Below are 18,664 nucleotides of genomic sequence, written 5' to 3' on the forward strand. Positions count from 1 at the left end.
ACTATAGGTCCAATCGATCATGGGCGCAATTGCCAAAGGAGAAAACAGCGTGTCCAATATTGTACCAATCTAATTAAAAAAAGTGATTATATCTTAATAGTAGGTTTTTGTACAAAGTGCGGGGTACTCTAAAGCCGATGGCTGTCAAGTTAAGGAAAAAAACCATTGCATTCCTTCAGAACCGTTTGGGTTTTGAGGCAGCGCTAAAGCGCTGCCTCAGCCCGAACGCAGTGATGTTTGAGTCGAATAAATCCTTAATTTGACCGATTGCCCAACAATGGAAGAAGAAAGTATTAACGTGCCTATAAAATCACTACTCCGCCACATTCATCGCCTGAATCATCAATTGCAAACGCGTCCTTCCTTGAAAAAAATTAATATCCAATTTATAAGCCGCATGTACATATTTCGCGCGATGATTTGGCCACGCCTTGAGATCCACATTAAAGGCAATTGCATCAACTTGCTGTCCGCCCTGCTTAGAAACCAAAGTCATTTTTAAATGCTTTTGGCCCACAAGACGCTGATCTAAAACTTCAAACACATTATCAAAAACTGGCTCGGCAAATTGCTGGCCCCAAGGCCCTGCTTGTTGAATTAATTGCGCTGTTTCCAAGCTAAACTCATCGGATTGTAATGGCCCATCAGTAAATAACTCCCCTTCACATTGCGATAAGTCAAGATGCTTATTAACCTCAGCAGCTAAGGCATCACGAAAGGCACTAAGTGATTGCGGATGAATGCTCAAACCAGCCGCCATCGCATGGCCACCAAATTTAACAATCAAGCCAGGATAATCTTTATCAATAGCTGCCAATACATCGCGAATATTTAAATCAGGAACAGAACGTGCCGAACCCTTTAATTCGCCATCACTCACTTCAGCAAAGGCAATCACCGGACGGTGGTATCGCTCTTTCATTCTTCCAGCCAGAATTCCAATAACCCCCTGATGCCAGGTTTTATCAAAAAGACATAAAGCAATCGGTAAATGTTTGCCTTTGTAATCATTACTCGCTGCCAGCTTATCCAAAGCAAGCATAGCTTGTTCTTTCATTTCGGTTTCGATTTGTTTTCGTTCTTGATTTAATTCATCCAATTGTTGGCAGTAATTTCTGGCTTGCTGTAAATCAGAAGAAATCAAACACTCGATTCCCAAAGCCATATCATCTAATCTACCTGCAGCATTTAATCTTGGCGCAATAGCAAAGCCCAAATCAGATTCTCTTAATCGTGCACAATCACGCCCGGCTACTTCAATCAAGGCTTTAATACCGTCACGGCAATGCCCTTGACGAATTCTCGCCATCCCCTGATTCACCATGATGCGATTATTTTGATCTAATCCCACCACATCGGCCACAGTTCCCAGAGCTACCAAATCAAGAAAGCTCGCCATATTGGGTTCAGGAATGTGCATTTCACTAAACCATCCTGCATTGGTAAGATGTCTGCGCAAAGCCAGCATGACATAAAAAATCACCCCAACTCCAGCGATGGACTTGCTCGGAAACTCGCACCCTTTTTGATTTGGATTAACAATAGCACATGCATTAGGAATCGTGTCTGCAGGTAAATGGTGATCGGTAATTAATACATCAATACCCAATTCATTGGCCTTTTCAACACCATCAAAACTGGCAATACCATTATCGACCGTAATAATTAAATGCGGTTGCCATTTACTGGCCACTTCAACAATCTGCGGGGTAAGGCCATAGCCAAACTCAAAACGATTAGGTACTAAATAATCAATGAATTTTGCCCCCATCGCTCGCAGCGCTGTAATCGCAACAGCAGTTGAAGTTGCCCCATCCGCATCAAAATCACCAATAATTAAAATACGTTGTTGCCCTCGTAAAGCCGTTTCCAAACGCAGACACGCATCATCTATCCCTTTTAACAAATTAAATGGCAATAAAGTTTGTAATTGTTTATCCAGCTGAGATGCTTCGGTAATTCCGCGCGTAGCAAATATCCTGTTTAGAACATCCGGGGTGTTCGGTAAATTTAAGGTATGTGTTGGTTGAGGACGGCGTTTAATGAGCATGAATCAATGTTCTCCACAAGTGAATAAACCAGTTGCGAGTACCACTGGTATAAGCAGTATTATTCCAATACCAATGAACCAATAATTTTTTTAATTCTTCTTGATGTTGCTCACTGAGCATAGAAAACTCAGTGATTAATAGAATTTGTTGTTCTTTAAGCGTTACTGATGGGCTGTACAACGTAACGTGTGAACTACACATTTTGGCAATTGGTAAAAATGCTTCGTCAGCACAAATCTTGGTTGTTTTTTTACCAGAAAATACGGCGTTGCCCCACGGCCATAAACCATTCATTGCCGACTGATTAGGCTTGGATGCAAACAGCATTTGACTTTCAGTAATGAATTTTTGCCAAAATAAAGTTGGCCCAAGTTGGGTCAATTCAGGCATTAAGGATTTATTCAGCAACTGGTGGACTGGTTTTGCATTTAAAGGATGTTTTTTCGCATCACACAGCAACCAGGTTTCTGCATCATGATAATGCAGCGTCATGTCGTCTGCAGCCAGATAATCCGCAAACAAACCAAACCATAATTTAGCATCGGCTTCTTGCAGCTCTAAGTCCTTACCTGTAGCAAGAATCAGCGCATCATTATGAGTTGCCTGCCAATGAATGGGGCTTAAAACCAGCCAATCCCCCTCAAGATTATATAATCTTCTTAACAAATCAGCCAAAGGAGGATCCATAGGATCATAACCAAGACAAAGCAACAAATTAAGTAAGACTGTTCCTTGTGAGGCTAATGGTTTTACCCCCTCAGGAATTGCACTGCATTCTGAATTAATAATGACATCCATACTGATTAAGCCTTTATTAATCCATCGCGGCGAAACATGGCTTTTAAATTTCTTAAAGCCTGACGCGTTCGATCTCTATTTTCGATTAAGCCAAAGCGAACATAACCATCCCCTTGCTGACCAAAACCAATGCCAGGAGAGACAGCAACGTGAGCCTCGTTAAGTAAGTATTTACTAAATTCAAGCGACCCCATAGAAGCATAATGAGCCGGAATAGGCGCCCAAACAAACATAGTCGCTTTAGGCTTTGTTACTTCCCAACCCAACTCATTGAGTCCTTCGCAAAGTACATTACGGCGATTTTCATACATAGTTCTAATTTCATGAACACAATCATCACTCCCTTCCAAAGCCGCGATTGCTGCAACTTGTATCGGCGTAAAGGTGCCATAATCCAAATAAGATTTAATCCGCGTAAGCGCAGCAACCAACTCCTCATTACCACAGGCAAAACCGACGCGCCAACCCGGCATATTGTAGGACTTGGACATAGAATACGTTTCAATTGCAATATCAGTGGCTCCGGGCACTTGCAAGATAGAAGGTGCTTTATAGCCATCAAAAACAATATCTGCATAGGCAATGTCATGAATAATCCAAATGCCGTGTTTTTTGCCCAAGGCAACTACTTGCTCTAAGAATGCATAATCGACGCAATGAGTGCTTGGATTAGCTGGAAAATTAATCACTAAGGCTTTAGGCTTTGGCCAACTGCTATTAATAGTCTCTTCTACTGCAGCTAAAAATTGCATTTCATCAATTAATGGAATTTGCTTGACGTTCGCACCAGCAATAATAAAACCATAGGTATGGATAGGATAAGCAGGATCTGGTACTAATATGGTATCTCCAGGTCCACTAATGGCTAAAGCCAAATGCGCCAAACCTTCTTTTGAACCAATAGTTGCTAACACCTGGGTTTCACTATTTAAATGAACATCGTAATTACGCTGATACCAGGAAGCCATCGCCCGTCGTAGTCTTGGTATCCCTTTTGACATAGAATAACGATGCGTATCGGGTCGTTGTACTACTTCAATCAATTTATTGACAATGTGCGGTGGTGTGGGCTGATCAGGATTGCCCATGCCAAAATCAATAATATCCTCTCCACGCGCTCGCGCCTCTGTTTTAAGCTGAGACATTGTATTAAAAACATAAGGTGGTAAACGGTTAATGCGCGGAAATTGATTCATAATATTGACCTCTGTAGTATAATCACGGCAACTATAACTTAACAAACCATCCAAAACCATGCATATCAATCTTGAAGCAGCAGAAAATCATGCGGTACAGGCGTACAGTGATAATCAGATTCAAATTAATTCCATTGTTTATGAACGGAGTTTAATTGTTTCTAAAACTGAAATCATTACTGAGCTAGCAATTAAAGACATTCAAGAAATTGATGAACAGTATTTGCAGCAGTTAATAAAATTTAAACCAGAAGTTATCATTATTGGTCATGAAAATACAGGGAAATTTCCACCAATGTCGATTATAAGTCAATTATCGCAACAACGAATTGGAATAGAATGCATGTCGATTGGTGCGGCGTGCCGCACTTATAATGTGTTGCTGAGTGAAGAACGTGCGGTTGTTGCAGGGTTTATTTTTTCCTAAGCGCCTATTGATAACATATCAAACCTGCCTACGCGCTTCCAAAACATTAGGAATCTGTGCCAATTTTGCCAATAAGCGCGATAAACTACTTAGGCCATCAATATCAACAGTCAAAGTAATATAAGTCATATTTTCATGCTTGTTACTTTGTGTCTGTAAGGCATATACATGAGCCTTTTCATTTGCAAGCAATGACGTTACATCACGCAACAATTCAGAACGATCAAAGGCTTTAATCAAAACATCCACAACATAGTTTTCACGCGTAGCACTTCCCCAACTCACTTGTAAAAAGCGTTGCTTTTGTCGTTCACTGGCATGAATAATATTCGAACAATCTTGTCTGTGTACGGAGACACCACGACCGATAGTAATGTAACCAATAACCTCATCACCAGGTACCGGCTGACAGCAACGTGCCATAAAGGTTAACAAATTGCCGACTCCTTCAATACGCAGATCACTACCTGTTACTTCTGGCTTCGTCTGAAGTTTTACAAATTTTTCCAGATTGACTTCAGAAGTTGGAGGCGGAGCAAGTTTATTAATGATTTGCCCTAATTTAATATCTCCACGCCCCAAATTAGCATACAAATCATCCAGTTTTTTAAAATGAAGGGCGTTAGCTACCTCATTAAGTTTGTCTGATTTTATTCCTAAAGATTTTAACTCTTTATCTAATAGCTCTCGCCCTTCTTGGATATTACGATCATAATCCTGCATTTTAAACCAATGCAAAACCTTTGCTTTAGCCCGAGATGTTTTTAAATAATTTAAATGTGGATTAATCCAATCACGAGAAGGTTTGATCTGCTTTCCAGTTAATATTTCAACGCGATCACCTGTTTTTAATTGATAGGTTAGTGGAACTATATGGCCATTAATTCGTGCACCACGGCAACGATGCCCTAAATCACTATGGACGTGGTAAGCAAAATCTAAAGAAGTCACACCTTGTGGTAGATCCAAAACATCCCCATCAGGAGTAAAGACATAAACTCGGTCTTCTAAAAACTCACTGGTCATGCCCTCAGGGGCATCTTTATTGCTGGCCATTTCTTTATGCCAAGCCAATACATCACGTAACCATTCAATTTTACGTTCGTGGCTTTCTTTGCGGGTTACACCACCTTCTTTGTATTTCCAATGTGCAGCAACACCCATTTCAGCTAAATCATGCATGTGAAAGGTGCGAATCTGTACTTCAAAAACTCGACCTTCAGGCCCCTCTACTGCTGTATGTAAGGATTGATAACCATTTGCCTTGGGATTAAAAATATAATCATCAAATTCAGCAGGAATTTGCTTCCATAAAGTATGCACAATACCCAGCACCTCATAGCATTGAGGTTCAGTAGTCACAAGAACACGTACTGCCGTAGCATCATATATTTCATCAAGCGCCACATTCTTACGGGTCATTTTTTTATAAATGCTGTGAATATGTTTGGAACGCCCGTAAACAGCAAAATGCTCAATGCCACTTTGTTTGATTTGCTGATTTAATTGCGCCACAATTGCATTCACAAAACTATCACGCTCCAGGCGTTTTGCCTTAAGCCCTTTGGCTATCGCTTTATAATCTTCGGGATGCAAATGGCGAAAAGCCAGATCCTCCATTTCCCACTTAATTGCCCCAATTCCCAACCGATTGGCTAAAGGCGCATATATTTCCATGGCTTCGGTAGCAATCTGGATACGCAGCGCCTCGGGTAAATGCGCAGTTACTCTCAATATACACAAACGCTCGGCTAATTTTATCAAAACAACGCGAACATCATCGACCATAGCCAATAACATTTTACGAATGTTATCGATCTGTTGTTTATTTTGCGGATATTTATTAAAGGATTGAACATTATGCATCGCGCTCATGCGCTCAATCCCTTTAACCAATTTTGCAATATTAGGACCTAATTGCTCTTCGACATCATCAAGCGATAAATCGGCATAATGCACGCTTTCAAAAATAATTGCAGCAGCCAAAGTTTCCTGATCGACATCTAGATCAGCAAGCAAATCCGCCATTGCTAAACCTTGCTGTAAACAAGACTGTCCGGTTTCTGTGGCATGATCCTGCTCTGCCAGTTGGCTTAAAGTACAGGCACTACGTATGAGTTCAAGATTATCCAGATAGCCTTTAGCACCAAGCTGATGCAGCCATAAATCAACATCTATGCTGCCATCAGCAGCTAACGGAACAGTATCTTTTACTCTAACCATGAGTTTTATCCTTTTTCAAATAAAGCTATAGATTCAACATGCGCCGTATGGGGGAACATATCCATCACACCAGCTTTTATCAAAACATAGCCTTTTTGATTCACTAAAATATCAGTATCTCTTGCTAATGTTACGGGATTACATGACACATAAACAATACGTTCTGGGTTTAAAGTATCAATTTGCTTCACCAGTTCCAAGGCGCCTGAGCGAGGAGGATCAATTAATACTTTATTACAGGTCTGTTGCACCAGTTTTTGCACTTCATTTACATCATCTAAATTAGCCGCATAAAAATCCACGTTGCTAAGATTATTAGCTTTTGCATTCATGTAGGCGCGCTCAACCATCATTGCACTACCTTCAACCCCAAGTACTTTGGCACAAAACTTAGCCATTGGCAGAGAGAAATTACCGAGCCCACAGAATAAGTCTAGCACGATATCTGTACTTTTTAAGTCCATTAATTGCAGAGCCAGCGCTACCATGGCGCGATTTAATTCAGAATTTACTTGGGTAAAATCTGTAGGATGAAAAGAATAAGTAATTTGATAATCGGGTAAAGCGTAGGTTAAAAATTCACTGGCATGAGGAGGATAAAAACAATAAACACTATCAGGCCCACTTGGCTGTAAAAAAATCGTATACTGATATTGCTCAGCAAATTGCTGAATTCTAAGTTCATCATTAGGCGTTAAAGCGGATAAATTACGGAAAATAAGTCCAATTTCCTCATCACCAGCAGCTACTTCAATTTGAGCAATACAATGTTTCTCTTCCATGGAATCAATCAGATGCCGTAAAGGAATAATATCTGCATCAATTCGGGCATTTAACACAGGGCATTGTGAAATATCCGTAATAAAACGCGGGCTATTGCGTTCTCTGAAACCAACCATTGAGGCTTGCTTCTTTTCTACATAGCGAACGCTTAAACGTGCTTTATTACGATAATTCCATGGATTGGCAACTAATGGCGCCAACACTGTTTGTGGTTGTGTATGACCGTAGCGTTCGAGTAAATCCAATAGCTGTTCTTGCTTAAAATGAATTTGATCTTGTGCACTTAAATGTTGTAAGGAACAACCGCCACACATGACATAGTGTGGGCATTTAGGCTCAACACGTAACGTAGACGGTTCAATAACGGATAATAGTCGTCCTTCATCAAAGTCTTTTTTCACAGTAGTGTATTGAAATTCAACTGTTTCACCAGGTAAAGCACCTTGAATAAAAGTCGCCTTGCCATTGATACGTGCCACCCCCTTTCCATCATGACTTAAATTAACTATCTCGGTAATTTGGGGGGTGCGATTCGGTTTAGTACGGGTTCTTCTCATGAAAATCTTCTCAACAAATATGTCTTTTAATCAAGTAAATACATGGGTGCAAGAGTATCATACGTGCTTTATATTTGTCATGATCATTTGGCGGTCGTGGTTCCATAGTGAACAATTATATATCAGTTTTAGTTTTATGATAGAAAGAGTTCATTTCATAACTTACGCTAAAATAATACTGGATTGAAACATTAGTCTGTCTTGGACAATTTTAAGTCAAGTTTAAAATCAACTGATTTTTCAAACAATTCACAGGTATATGCACAGTGTTATCCACAGATTTTGTGGATAACACTGAAATCAAAAAAAAGAGATTAGTAAGAAAATTCCGCGCTACATAAGGATAGATGAACTATAAAAGCTTATAATTGTATTGACATTAAGGAATTATTAGGAAAGTTATCCACAAAAAAGGGATAAGAGAAGAATTTAGAATGGGCGACTATAATAGCAAAGAAAAAATGAAAAAACAGTATTGACACATCATTTTTATTTATTTTTTGTGTCTATTTTATTGGCTTAAAGCGGATAAGGTTAAGAACGCAAGATTTTTTTTAGTAAGATTGCATCTTCAATTTTATTATTATCTTTATAATATTCTTTTTTAATTTCAGCGAGCTCAAACCCTAGCGTTTTATAAAGATATAAAGCGCCTTTGTTACTTGGTCTAACCTCTAAAATAATATACTTAATCTCTTTATTTTGTGCTAAAACATTAAGTACATGCTGTAAAAATTTGCGCCCATAACCTTGAGATTGCATGAGTTTGGCAATACAAAAATTCAAGATATGACAACACCCATCTTTATGCCGGCAAATAATATATCCGCCAAGCACCCACTGATTATCAACATTTATGTCAAGAACAAGACAATTATAACCAACCAGAACACAGTCCCTTAATATGCTTTTATTCCAAGGCGCAATATGAACACTGGTCTCAATTGCATAAACATCCTCTATATCCGCATCAGTCATAGGACGAACACGCCACGTCATTTTTTGCTCCTTAAAGATCGCTTAATCAGGGCTAAAAATACCCTTCGCCCATCACTGGAAAACGAGGCGCCATTGGGCTTTATCGCCCAATGGCGCTTACTTAAAGAAAATATTCAATATAATCAATCAATTAATTAATGGTTAATTTGTCGTTAATTAAACATTTAATCATTTGATTTTCCTTATCTAGTCTTTCTTTTTCTTTTTAGGCAAATAAAGATCTGTAATCGTTCCTTCAAACGCCTCTGCTGCCTGAGCAATTGTTTCGGACAAAGTTGGATGAGGATGAATAGTCAACGCAATGTCTTCAACGTCACAGCACATCTCAATTGCCAGAGCTGTCTCGGCAATTAAATCACCTGCATTCACACCAACAATCCCTGAGCCTAATATACGATTGGTATCAGGACAGAATAATAATTTTGTCATCCCTTCTTCACGTCCCATACTTAATGCACGGCCGCTGGCAACCCAAGGAAAGGTTGCTTTTTCATAAGGAATATTTTTTTCCTTCGCTTCTTTTTCTGTTAAACCTGCCCAAGCAAGCTCAGGATCGGTATAAGCAACACTTGCGATGCACTTAGGATCAAAATAATGCTTCTTACCAGCAATCACTTCTGCAGCTACTTTACCTTCAGGAATTGCTTTATGCGCCAACATAGGTTGGCCAACCACATCACCAATCGCGAAGATATGAGGCACATTTGTTCTTTGTTGATTGTCAACTTTAATGAAACCACGGTCATCAACGTTTACGCCAGCTTTTTCAGCATCAATCATAGCACCATTAGGTTTTCTGCCTACAGAGACAAGAACTTGTTGGAAACAGAGTGGTTTGTCAGTTCCGTGCTCGCCTTCCATAGAAACATAAATCCCGTCTTTCTTAGCTTCTACGCCAGTAACTTTAGTTTTCAATAAAAATTTAACGCCTTTTTTAACCATGCGTTTTTGTAATATATTGACTAAATCAGTATCAGCTCCCGGAATCAATTGATCCATAAACTCAACTACCGTCACGTCAACACCTAAAGCAGAATAAACTGTAGCCATTTCTAAACCAATAATCCCACCGCCAAGAACTAATAAGCTGCCTTTAATATCGGCAAGTTCTAAAGCACCAGTAGAACTGAATATACGTTTGTCTTCAGGAATAAATGGTAAATTAATAGATTCAGAACCTACAGCAATAATTGCATTTTCAAATTCAATATCTACTGGCCCATCTTTAGTATCAACAGTAATCTGATGCGTGCCCGAAAATTTGCCAACCCCGGTAACTACTTCAACTTTACGTTGTTTTGCTAAAGCTTTTAAACCGCCAGTTAATTTGGAAACCACCGAGTTTTTCCAAGTAACCATTTTTTTATTATCTAATTTTGGTTCGCCAAAACTCACACCTTGATCCGCCATTTCATGAGTTTCCTCAACGACTTTAGCAATGTGCAGTAAGGCTTTAGAAGGAATGCATCCCACATTTAAACAAACACCACCTAATGAATCATAACGTTCAACCAGAACAACTTTTTTATCCAGGTCTGCTGCTCTAAACGCCGCGGTGTAACCGCCAGGTCCACTTCCTAATACAATCACATCAGTTTTTATTTTATTAGCCATTACAAGCCTCTTTATTATATTTTAAAGTAAAATTCGTCTTATATCGCTCAAACAATCCGCAATAAAACGAGTAAAACGTGCCGCTTCCGCGCCATCAATCACACGATGATCATAGGATAATGACAACGGCAGCATGAGCCTTGGTTGAAATGCGCCATTTTGATAAACAGGTTTTATTTCAGAACGCGACAAGCCAAGAATGGCAACTTCCGGACTATTTACAATTGGAGTAAATGCGGTGCCACCAATACCACCCAGGCTAGATATAGTAAAACAGCCACCTGACATGTCTGCAGGCATCAAGCCTTTATCGCGCGCTTTTGAACTTAAACGGGTCATTTCGATAGCAATTTCAGCAACATTTAATTTATCAACATTCTTGATCACAGGAACAACCAAACCATTTGGTGTTTCAACTGCGATTCCGATATTGCAGTATTGTTTGTAGATTAAATTTGCCCCTGTAGCATCCAAAGAAGCATTAAATTGTGGAAAAGTACGTAATGCCTTGCTGACCACAGCACAAACAAAAGCCAATAAAGTTAATTTATAGCCCTTATCTTTAGACTGCTCCGCTTCAGATTTTCTAAACGCCTCAATATCGGTAATATCTGCTGAATCAAATTGAGTTACATGAGGAATAGTAATCCAGGCACGATGAACATTAACCCCAGTAAGTTTTTTAATTTTGTTTAATGGCTTGGTTTCAATTGCACCAAATTGTGAGAAATCAATTACTGGAGCAGCAGGAAGACCCAAAGAACCTGTTGCGGCAGGTTGTGCGCTTAAACGCGCTTTCACATAAGCTTGCACATCTTCTTTAGTTACACGAGATTTACGACCACTGCCTTTGACTTCAGTTAAATTGACCCCAAGCTCCCTCGCCATTCTTCTGACCGCAGGACCAGCTGCAATCATTGTTGCGGAAGGTGCTGCGTACTCATCGAGCATTGGCTGCACTTTAGGCGCATCGCTAAACACTGGCGCAGGCACTTGAACAGCCACTCTTTCAACCGATTTTTCTTCTTCTTGCTGTGTTGCTACTGCGCTGTCTGAAGCCGCTAAAAGAATGGTATCACCCTCGGATACTTTATCACCCACTTTAAGATTTATTTTGGTGATTTTTCCAGCAATTGGAGAGGGAATCTCCATACTGGCTTTGTCGGATTCCAAGGTAATTAAAGGTGTATCCACAGTAATATGATCACCGACATTTACCAATATTTCAATCACATCAACCTGTGTTGAACCACCTATATCGGGGATCTTAACTTCAATTTCTTTTCCTGGTACTAAAGCAGCACTTTCTTTTACTGCTGGTGTTTCAAGACGACTTTCTGGCTGTTTTGAAACAACCTTTACTTCTTCTTTAGGTGCCTCAGTTGTTTTATCTGCTGCAATAAAAAGAATAATATCCCCTTCGGATACTTTATCACCGACTTTAAGATTTATCTTAGTGACTGTTCCTTCTACTGAAGAAGGAATTTCCATACTGGCTTTATCGGATTCTAAAGTCACCAAGGGTGTATCAATGGTAATTTTATCGCCGACTTTAACCAAAATTTCAATCACATCAACCTGAGTAGAACCACCTATATCAGGAATCTTAACTTCTATTTCATTTGCCATATCTGTCCTCTAATCTAGCCTGGGTGAAGGCGAAGCCATAACCCGGAAACTCTTAATGAGTTACCGGATCTAACTTGTCAGGATTAATATTATAACGCTTCATTGCATCAACGACTTTAGATTTATCAATGCTTCCCTCAGCAACTAAAGCATTCAATGCAGCCAAGACTATATATTTCGCATCAACCTCAAAGAAATGACGTAAACGTTCACGTGTATCACTTCTTCCGTAGCCATCAGTACCTAGAGTCACATAACGATTAGATACATAAGGACGAATTTGCTCCGCAAAAAGACGCATGTAATCCGTTGCGGCAATCACAGGACCTTGTCGGTCTTTTAATTGCTTGCTGACATAGCATTCTTGTGCTTTCTTCTGCTCAGGATGCATTGCATTATGGCGCTCTACCGCCAAACCATCGCGTCTTAGCTCATTGAAGCTGGTAACACTCCAAATGTCCGAGGTAATCGAGTAATCATCTTCCAGCATTTTTGCCGCTTTAATTACTTCACGTAAGATAGTCCCAGATCCAAGCAATTGCACATGTTTTTTCGATTTTTTCTTGCTTTCTTTTAATACGTACATGCCTTTGATAATGCCCTCTTCAACACCTTCTGGCATATCAGGTTGCACATAGTTCTCATTCATTACGGTGATGTAATAGAAAACATTCTCCATTTTTTCATACATACGATGCAAACCGTTTTGAATAATCACCGCCAACTCATAAGCATAAGTTGGATCATACGAAATGCAGTTAGGAATTGTTGAAGAAAGAATGTGACTGTGGCCATCTTGATGCTGTAAGCCTTCACCTGCAAGCGTGGTTCGACCTGCCGTACCGCCTAATAAGAACCCTCGAGCTTGCATATCGCCAGCAGCCCAGGCCAAATCACCAATACGTTGAAATCCAAACATCGAGTAATAAATATAAAATGGGATCATTGTCAATTTATTAGAGCTGTATGAAGTAGCTGCAGCCATCCAAGAGCAAAACGCGCCAGCTTCATTAATACCCTCTTCAAGAATCTGCCCATCTTTAGCTTCACGATAGAACATTACTTGTTCATGATCTACTGGGGTGTAGAGTTGACCAACGGGAGAATAAATACCGATTTGGCGGAATAATCCTTCCATACCAAAAGTTCGACACTCATCAGGTACAATAGGAACAACTCGTGAGCTGATTTCTTTATTCTTCAATAACACCGAAAGAATACGGACAAAAGCCATCGTAGTGGAAATTTCTCTATCGCCTAAGCCTTTAGTTACTGATGAAAAATCAGCAAGCATAGGAACTTTTAATGGCTCCACTTCTGTCGAACGCACGGGAAGATACCCTTCCAGCATTTCTCTTTGCTTTTTGATGTACTTAATTTCAGGACTGTCATCCGCTGGCTTATAAAATGGAACATCCGCTATTTGTTCATCACTAATAGGAATATTAAAGCGATCTCGGAATACACGCAGTTGCTCTACAGTCATCTTTTTTTGTTGGTGCGTAATATTTTGTCCTTCACCAGCAGCCCCCATACCATAACCTTTAATCGTTTTAGCCAAGATTACTGTAGGACTTCCTTTATGTTCTATTGCACGCGCATAAGCTGCGAATACTTTTTGTGAATCATGACCGCCTCTATTTAAACGCCAAATGTCGTCATCGGTATAATTCTCTACCATTTTCTTTAATTCAGGGTATTGATTAAAGAAATGTTGTCTGACGTAAGTACCATTATTCGCTTTATAGGCTTGATATTCACCATCAACACATTCTTCCATGCGTTTTTGCAACCAACCCTCTTTGTCTTGTGCCAATAAAGGATCCCAACGACCGCCCCAGATTACTTTAATTACATTCCATCCTGCCCCGCGAAATACGCGTTCAAGTTCCTGAATGATTTTGCCATTACCACGAACAGGACCATCAAGTCGTTGCAAGTTGCAATTCACAACAAAAATAAGATTGTCGAGTTTTTCTCGGGCAGCAATACTTAAAGCCCCAAGTGATTCGGGTTCATCTGTTTCACCATCACCAAGAAAGGCCCATACTTTACGGCCAGTTGTCTTGATAAGGCCTCTATTTTCTAAATATTTTAAGAACCGTGCCTGATAAATTGCTTGTAATGGTCCCAAGCCCATAGAAACAGTAGGAAATTGCCAAAAATCATGCATTAACCAAGGATGTGGATATGAAGATAAACCATCTACCTCCACTTCTTGTCTAAAATTAGCCAATTGATTTTCGCTTAAACGACCTTCAAGAAATGCGCGTGCATAAATACCCGGTGAAGAATGACCCTGGATATACAATAGATCGCCACCACTTTCACCATTTGCACCTTTAAAGAAGTGGTTAAATCCTGTTTCATAAAGCGTTGATGAAGAGGCATAAGAAGCAATATGTCCGCCAAGTTCGGGTGCATGTTTTCCTGCACGAAGTACCATAGCCACAGCATTCCAGCGAATTAAAGCACTGATGCGTTTACTCATTCCCTCATCAGGTGGCATCTGCTTTTCTTCATAAGGCTTGATAGTATTTCTATAGGGCGTATTCAGTGCGTTGATTAAATTCACACCTTCTAAATTAGCCTTATTAATAAGTTGTTGTAAAAGAAAAGCACCGCGCTCAGCACCATCATTGGTTAATACAGCTTGCAAGGCATCCAGCCATTCACGCGTTTCAATAGGATCCAAATCTAAATTAGTTTCATTTGCCATGAAAATGTCCCCGACATTCTATTAAACACAATTAGGTAGAGCTTGTAATCGTTTATGGATTACACCAGAACAACTTTGTTTGCAGGCCATTAAATCAGCCATGCAGTTACACGTTACTTTGCGGCATTGTAGTGGATCGCGATAGGAATTCAACTCACGCATAACCTTTTTGCCTTGAATTTTTCTCTCTGTGACATACTTTGAGAAATTTGCCGCCGAATGCTGCTGTGATTTCCTGGAACAGGTAGGGCAGTTATCAACACAGTTTTGACTGCAAAATTCAAAATGCTTCGCGCAACTCATTTGACATTGCGCCAGTGCCTGTCCTCTAAGTGCATTTTGAGATGCACAACCACAAAGAGCAAGCAGCAAAATGCAACATAATATACGTACCAAAGAATTCATATATTAAAAATCCATCTAGAGATTATTTTACAGAAATCCCATCTCTCGTTGATGAGCGAGGGTAAGATGAGGGCAGATTAATGCCCCCACGGCCATTAAGTTAAGGATTTTAGACTTCAAATTTCTCAGAGCCTGTCGTCCCCGCGTAGACGGGGATCCATTCCTCCGCGTAGACGGGGATCCATTCCTCACTGGCTATAATGCCAATTCATGGATGGTTTCCCGCCTGCGCGGGAATGACAGATTTTCTTAACTTAAGGGCAGTGATTAATGCCCCTCACCCATTTACAACCAAGAAATCAATGTAAACAGTGCAATAAACACCAACATAACAATAATTGCGTGCTCCACTAACCCTTCAGCAATAGGCATTAGTACTTCTTCAGATTCGTTAGTACGCGCTGCTTGTAACCCACACTCGCGTAACATTTCGTTATTAAAGTCTGGTTTAGCAAAAAAATAATTGGAAAAGAGCTTAAAACCACGTTGAAAATTTCCAACGAGTAAGAATAATAATACCGTTAATCGAGCGGGAATCCATTCAAGCAAATCGATAATTTCATCTGCTTGCATACGAACCTCAGGGATATCTCGGCACAAGGTAATTAAGCGATAAGCGACTATCGCAATTGGACCTGCAATGATGTACCAAAAGACAACGGAAAATAACTGTCGACTCACCATAGAAAAATAATCACCAACCAACTGACTTGCATTTTCAGTCTCTGATTGAGTCACTGGGTAAAATACATTCTTAGGACCAAGACAATAGAAGAATAGCGCTATGCTTAACAATAACCCCATAAAACCATAAAAAATCCCGTGCAATAAAAAATACACTAAAGCGGTTACCAATATAGGCGGTAATACAATCAACGCAAGAAACGTCCAAGGATTAGCAAAAAAACTATTCTTAGCCGCTGTTTTTTTCATGGTTTGATAATAATCGTCAAACCAATAAAAACGTTGGTAGGAGAGCGTATGAACTAAAAAGCGCTCACTAAACAAGCACAATAATATGACCAATAATTTCATTATAATTAATCCTTACGCATTTTATCAGACAGTGCTATAGGGGTTGGGTATTTCAACACAACCAAATATGAAGACACAATAAACGTTAAAATGGTTGTTGCCTGAATAAGATTAGAAGCCATGTCCGAAATAAGTTTAGTACTTAATGCAATACTTGCAACTAGTAATGAGAATTCGCTGGCCTGCCCTAATCGTAGGCCAACCTCTTTAGCCACGGGTTTCTTTTCACCTGACTTCCACAGTAATAAATAAAATAATACTGGCTTCACAATCAAAATCAATGCTGACAAGATAAGCGCAGGGATAAATACCTGTCCTGCAAAACCAAAATTAAATGTTGCGCCTATGGAAAAGAAAAACATCACCAAGAAAAAATCCCTAAGTGGTTTTAAGCTTTCCGCAATAAAAAGAGAAATGGGACTCGCAGCTAAAGCAACGCCAGCAACAAAAGCACCAATGTCTTCAGAAAGACCTATTTTTTGTGCCAAAACAGACAAGCCAAGACACCAGCCAATAGAAAGGAGAAAAACATATTCCTGCGTTCTATCAAAGCGTGCTAATAATCGTATTAATATATGTTTCTCAACAGCAAATGCAAAGAGACATAATGCCGGTAGAGCAAGACCGACTAAAAATAAGTCATCCCATGAAAGTCCACCCGTTTGTTGCGCACCATTAATTAGAATCAGTACGATGATCGCGATAACGTCCTGCATCAAGAGCACACTAATCATTACCTCACCAGTATGCTGATGATGCAAAATTGTAGTAGGTAATAATTTCAAACCAATAATAGTGCTTGAAAACATCATGGACGCACCCAAAATCCATGATTCACTTACGGTGAGTCCAAAGTATCTTCCTATTCCATAAGCAGTTAATGCAAATAGAACCGAACTGACTAAGGCAATCCAGGTTACCTTTTTTAACATATGCACCAGATTTTGCGGTTGCAAATGCAGTCCCAGCAGGAACAAAAGAAACACAATACCAATATCACCAATTTGTTGCACCGTAGTCACATCAGGTACTAATTTGAATCCCCAAGGTCCTAGTATGGCACCCAACATGATATAGGCAACCAATAATGATTGTTTAGTATAAAGAACTAGCGTCGATAAAAATGCAGCCCCTGCGAAAATTAAAAATATGGTATAAAATACAGAGCCTTCATGCATTGATCGAGCACCTCACAATTAATTAAATAATAATTTTATCTATTAATCCATTAATTAGCTATTAATTATCCCATATACTTCAATTAAATCAAAACAGAAAAAGTGCCTTTAACCCCATTCTGTACTAATTTTTGTTTAAAGCTATCCGCCATACTTTTATTATTAAACGGCCCTATTCGAACTATGTAATGTTTTTTATAGTGTTCGATAGACACCGGTGAGCGAGCAATACGGCCTAATTTTGCTTTTAATTCTTTTGCCAAAACTTCCGATGAAAACGCACCAGCTTGAATGTAATAATGCGCTTGCCCTGCTGGCCCCATTAGCGCCTCGACTTCAACAGGAGCAGTCCCTTTAGGAAATACACCGAGCTTTAAAGCCGCTGCGTAGGATAAATCAATAATTCTGTCTGAATGGAACGGTCCACGATCATTTACCTTTACAATAGCAACCTTCCCGTTATTCAAATTTTTTACGCGAACATAGGTAGGTAAAGGCAAGGTTTTGTGAGCTGCCGACATAACATACATGTCATAAGGTTCCCCACTGGACGTTCTTTGTTTGTGAAATTTTGTTCCATACCATGAAGCCATTCCACGTGCTTTATATTTGTGGGTATTAGCCATCACTTGGTAATTCTTGCCATCAACACGGTATTCTGTGGGATTGCCATAACGACTAATAGGTTCTTTAGTTGGGACGGGCTCTTTAAAACTAATTTGTTTTTGCTTTTTTGGAGCACCATCTTGCAATTGAGTATAGCGATTTCCCTTACTATTATACCGATTATAAATGGCTTTATTTCGGCTACTGTTTACAGTTTTTTTATTCCCTGTTGATGCCGAGTTAAGAGACTGATTTGTCGTTTGGCAACCTGTTAAGAGTATTGCTACAGCAATAAGTATCTTTCTCATAATTTCCAATTTGAAATAAATGTTTGCGGTTAATATACAGAAATCTCAATAAATTTCGAAGTTTTAATTAAATTAATTTTATAACTTAAAAATAATTTAATATTTTTCCTCTGTTAATTGGTTGCCTGTAAAAGGC

At 39.5% G+C, this 18,664-nt stretch carries 13 protein-coding genes; 1 reads left to right on the forward strand and 12 read right to left on the reverse strand.

The features are described from left to right. Window positions 1-313: 313 nt before the first annotated feature. From recJ to alaC, 3 genes are read right to left on the reverse strand one after another with little or no spacing between them, the layout of a single operon-like run. Entirely contained in the window at window positions 314-2,050 is a 1,737-nt protein-coding gene (gene recJ, locus LDG_RS18050) for a single-stranded-DNA-specific exonuclease RecJ (protein ID WP_006872921.1), read from the reverse strand. Further along, window positions 2,040-2,849 (reverse strand): hypothetical protein, encoded by an 810-nt coding sequence (locus LDG_RS18055; protein WP_006872922.1) that lies wholly within the window; start codon window positions 2,847-2,849, stop codon window positions 2,040-2,042. Before LDG_RS18055 ends, recJ begins: the two co-directional genes overlap by 11 nt. Window positions 2,850-2,854: 5 nt before the next feature. Further along, window positions 2,855-4,045, reverse strand: a complete 1,191-nt coding sequence (alaC, locus tag LDG_RS18060) for an alanine transaminase (protein WP_006872923.1) — start codon at window positions 4,043-4,045, stop codon at window positions 2,855-2,857. A gap of 58 nt (window positions 4,046-4,103) precedes the next feature. Here alaC and LDG_RS18065 point away from each other — a divergent pair, with 58 nt between their 5' ends. Beyond that, window positions 4,104-4,472 (forward strand): Mth938-like domain-containing protein, encoded by a 369-nt coding sequence (locus LDG_RS18065; RefSeq protein WP_006872924.1) that lies wholly within the window; start codon window positions 4,104-4,106, stop codon window positions 4,470-4,472. Between the two features lie 18 nt (window positions 4,473-4,490). Here the strand turns inward: LDG_RS18065 and relA are convergent, their stop codons facing one another. The 9 genes from relA to LDG_RS18115 all read right to left on the reverse strand — a co-directional run bounded on the left by relA (window position 4,491) and on the right by LDG_RS18115 (window position 18,528). Further along, entirely contained in the window at window positions 4,491-6,695 is a 2,205-nt protein-coding gene (relA, locus tag LDG_RS18070; RefSeq protein ID WP_006872925.1) for a GTP diphosphokinase, read from the reverse strand. 5 nt (window positions 6,696-6,700) lie between these two features. After that, on the reverse strand, window positions 6,701-8,035 hold the full coding sequence (gene rlmD, locus LDG_RS18075) for a 23S rRNA (uracil(1939)-C(5))-methyltransferase RlmD (protein ID WP_040536596.1): 1,335 nt from the start codon (window positions 8,033-8,035) through the stop codon (window positions 6,701-6,703). 534 nt (window positions 8,036-8,569) lie between these two features. Then, the gene (gene rimI / locus LDG_RS18080; protein ID WP_006872927.1) at window positions 8,570-9,034 is read right to left on the reverse strand and encodes a ribosomal protein S18-alanine N-acetyltransferase; all 465 of its coding nucleotides are present in this window, start codon (window positions 9,032-9,034) and stop codon (window positions 8,570-8,572) included. Window positions 9,035-9,220: 186 nt separating this feature from the next. After that, entirely contained in the window at window positions 9,221-10,648 is a 1,428-nt protein-coding gene (gene lpdA, locus LDG_RS18085; RefSeq protein WP_006872929.1) for a dihydrolipoyl dehydrogenase, read from the reverse strand. Window positions 10,649-10,669: 21 nt separating this feature from the next. Next, window positions 10,670-12,277, reverse strand: a complete 1,608-nt coding sequence (gene aceF / locus LDG_RS18090; protein ID WP_006872930.1) for a dihydrolipoyllysine-residue acetyltransferase — start codon at window positions 12,275-12,277, stop codon at window positions 10,670-10,672. A 52-nt stretch (window positions 12,278-12,329) separates the two neighbouring features. Then, entirely contained in the window at window positions 12,330-14,996 is a 2,667-nt protein-coding gene (gene aceE, locus LDG_RS18095) for a pyruvate dehydrogenase (acetyl-transferring), homodimeric type (protein ID WP_006872931.1), read from the reverse strand. A 690-nt stretch (window positions 14,997-15,686) separates the two neighbouring features. Then, entirely contained in the window at window positions 15,687-16,436 is a 750-nt protein-coding gene (ampE, locus tag LDG_RS18105; protein ID WP_006872932.1) for a regulatory signaling modulator protein AmpE, read from the reverse strand. A gap of 5 nt (window positions 16,437-16,441) precedes the next feature. Next, a complete protein-coding gene (locus LDG_RS18110; protein WP_006872933.1) occupies window positions 16,442-17,614 on the reverse strand; it encodes a cation:proton antiporter in 1,173 nt (390 codons plus the stop codon). Between the two features lie 83 nt (window positions 17,615-17,697). Further along, complete coding sequence (locus LDG_RS18115; protein WP_006872934.1) at window positions 17,698-18,528, reverse strand: septal ring lytic transglycosylase RlpA family protein; 831 nt, start codon at window positions 18,526-18,528, stop codon at window positions 17,698-17,700. Window positions 18,529-18,664: the final 136 nt, after the last annotated feature.

Source organism: Legionella drancourtii LLAP12 (genome assembly GCF_000162755.2).
Lineage (GTDB): Bacteria > Pseudomonadota > Gammaproteobacteria > Legionellales > Legionellaceae > Legionella > Legionella drancourtii.

Bases quoted from the DNA above. Each gene is read 5' to 3' on its own strand.
- recJ (WP_006872921.1), bottom strand. From the start codon at position 2,050: ATGCTCATTAAACGCCGTCCTCAACCAACACATACCTTAAATTTACCG.
- LDG_RS18055 (WP_006872922.1), bottom strand. From the start codon at position 2,849: ATGGATGTCATTATTAATTCAGAATGCAGTGCAATTCCTGAGGGGGTA.
- alaC (WP_006872923.1), bottom strand. From the start codon at position 4,045: ATGAATCAATTTCCGCGCATTAACCGTTTACCACCTTATGTTTTTAAT.
- LDG_RS18065 (WP_006872924.1), top strand. From the start codon at position 4,104: ATGCATATCAATCTTGAAGCAGCAGAAAATCATGCGGTACAGGCGTAC.
- relA (WP_006872925.1), bottom strand. From the start codon at position 6,695: ATGGTTAGAGTAAAAGATACTGTTCCGTTAGCTGCTGATGGCAGCATA.
- rlmD (WP_040536596.1), bottom strand. From the start codon at position 8,035: ATGAGAAGAACCCGTACTAAACCGAATCGCACCCCCCAAATTACCGAG.
- rimI (WP_006872927.1), bottom strand. From the start codon at position 9,034: ATGACGTGGCGTGTTCGTCCTATGACTGATGCGGATATAGAGGATGTT.
- lpdA (WP_006872929.1), bottom strand. From the start codon at position 10,648: ATGGCTAATAAAATAAAAACTGATGTGATTGTATTAGGAAGTGGACCT.
- aceF (WP_006872930.1), bottom strand. From the start codon at position 12,277: ATGGCAAATGAAATAGAAGTTAAGATTCCTGATATAGGTGGTTCTACT.
- aceE (WP_006872931.1), bottom strand. From the start codon at position 14,996: ATGGCAAATGAAACTAATTTAGATTTGGATCCTATTGAAACGCGTGAA.
- ampE (WP_006872932.1), bottom strand. From the start codon at position 16,436: ATGAAATTATTGGTCATATTATTGTGCTTGTTTAGTGAGCGCTTTTTA.
- LDG_RS18110 (WP_006872933.1), bottom strand. From the start codon at position 17,614: ATGCATGAAGGCTCTGTATTTTATACCATATTTTTAATTTTCGCAGGG.
- LDG_RS18115 (WP_006872934.1), bottom strand. From the start codon at position 18,528: ATGAGAAAGATACTTATTGCTGTAGCAATACTCTTAACAGGTTGCCAA.